The sequence below is a fragment of the Mesorhizobium sp. P5_C1 genome (genome assembly GCF_054049815.1).
In genome coordinates, this window is record NZ_JBFULQ010000797.1 from 1 (window position 1) to 1,915 (window position 1,915).

2 protein-coding genes are annotated in these 1,915 nt (G+C 58.8%); one reads left to right on the plus strand and one right to left on the minus strand.

All coding sequences use genetic code 11. From position 1 onward, the window contains the following. On the plus strand, positions 1–530 hold a 530-nt coding region (locus ACXJ7R_RS31385; protein WP_457155198.1), incomplete at its 5' end, for a tetratricopeptide repeat protein. Between the two features lie 447 nt (positions 531–977). Here ACXJ7R_RS31385 and ACXJ7R_RS31390 read toward each other — a convergent pair. Next, positions 978–1,655 (minus strand): GDSL-type esterase/lipase family protein, encoded by a 678-nt coding sequence (locus tag ACXJ7R_RS31390; protein WP_457155199.1) that lies wholly within the window; start codon positions 1,653–1,655, stop codon positions 978–980. Positions 1,656–1,915 lie beyond the last annotated feature (260 nt).

Consider the following 1,915-nt stretch of genomic DNA (forward strand, 5'->3'; position numbering starts at 1 on the left):
TCCAGGGACAGGACGATGCGTCCGCATTAACTCTCGCGGGATTTTCCCTGGGCATGGATGGACATGACCGCAGCGCTGCTTTCACTGCATTGGAAGCTGCGCTCGCGATCAGCCCGTCATCGGCGCTGACCTACATTCTCGGCAGTGTCGTCCTCGGATGGGGCGCAGAAGCAGAGCGAGCCATCGAGTGGAGCGAGCGCGGAATGCGGCTAAGCCCCTTTGACCCTTGGGCCTTCGCCGCTTTCGACGCGCAGGCGATGAGTCACCTGCTCCGCGGCCGCTACGACGAAGCCTGTCGCGCCGCTTACAAGTCCGTTCAGGCCAATCCCGCACACAGCATCACTTATGTGCAATTGGCCRCTGCACTTGCCAAACTCGGCCGGTTGGAGGAAGCGAGGGCAGCTGCCGCGCGGGTGCTCGAACTGCAACCAACGTTCCGCTACAGCCGCCAGTTTGCGGGCGTGAACTGTGCTCCAGCGCTCGCGGAATGCCTTGGTGCTGCGCTTAATGCTGCCGGGCTGCCAGAATAGTGCGATGCTCTCATAGAGATATTCGATACGGGCCAAATGGACCCGGCGGTACCAACGATGGCAAGCGTTATAGATCTCATCCAAGATACTGGACTGCTGAGGGTGGCTAGGGACATACACAAGATATAACCCGTGGCCTGAGAGAGAGGCCGTGTGCATTGACCAGCGGGGCTTGAAATAGTGGCTAGTTGCCGTCGAGTTGTCGAATGGCAGCTCTGCGCCACATGTTCCCGAAACCCGCCGGTCCGCAAACGGCCCCAGAGCCGGCAGTCTGCAATGCGCCCAATCTTGATCGTAGAGCTCAAAATTGTGGTTGCCCAAAAGCGGACATCTCCAGCGACCGCGCTAACGATCGCCGTTACGGCACATTCGGGCCTTGGTCACGCCTGCCAATTCGCTTCTGAGAACACGGCCCAAATTCCACGCCGTTCGTTCTTCAGACGGGGTTCAACGCGGTTTCACCTGCGCTAGCAGCGCCTCAACCATAGGGAGCATGTTTCTAACGATGATCGCATCACCCGCTGCATTTGGGTGGTCATTGTCCGCTTGCAGCAACTCCTGATGCCCAGTCACGCCCTCCTTGAAGTCGGCGTAGAGCAAGTCTCCATGCTTGGTCGCCAGTTCAGAGAACATCTTTGAAAACAGCTCGGCATAGTCAGTGTGCCTAAACGAGCAATAGTCATACGCGGCGGTTCCAACCACAAGCACTGGAACCCTCTTGTCGGCGAGGATACCCAGAAGCTGGTCGAGATTCGCTCGCGTGTGATCAAGGTCGAGAAGCCCGCAATCGTTCTGTCCCAGTTCGACAATGACAACTTGGTTTGCGGGGCTCGCCTGCAGGTCAAGGCCGCCTGTCGATTTCGTCAGCCAACGGAGACCCGACCCGCTGTCGTTTGTGTACCCGACCTCGACAATCGTCACTTGGTGCCCGTCGGAGTTCAGCGCCGACTTGAGCCTGGCGGCAAATGCGTCAGCTGGAGCTTCTATTCCGTGGCCGTTGATGTAGCTGTCGCCGAGGGTGACGATTGTCGGAGGTGCATCCTCGGCATTCAGATTGCCCGCTAACCCCACCATTGCGGAAAGTGCGGMAAGGGCTACAAATGAAGAGTTACGCACTATTGTCATGGTCTACCTCCCAGCGGCGGTGCCGATCGGATCGTGCACCGCGAGAACAGAAGCGAACATCTTCCCGAACCATCAAGGACGGCTGTGGGGCTACCGCGCGGTAGTTCCGATCATGGAGCAGTCGAACAGCGGGCCGCCTGCCAAATAGGACGCGAGCCTGGGTCGCGAGGCAAGGCCGGCGATCTCGCGAACCAGCTTTTTGCGAATTGCGACTTCGAACAGGTTGAGATCGTCAATCCCGATCACGAATGCATCTGGCC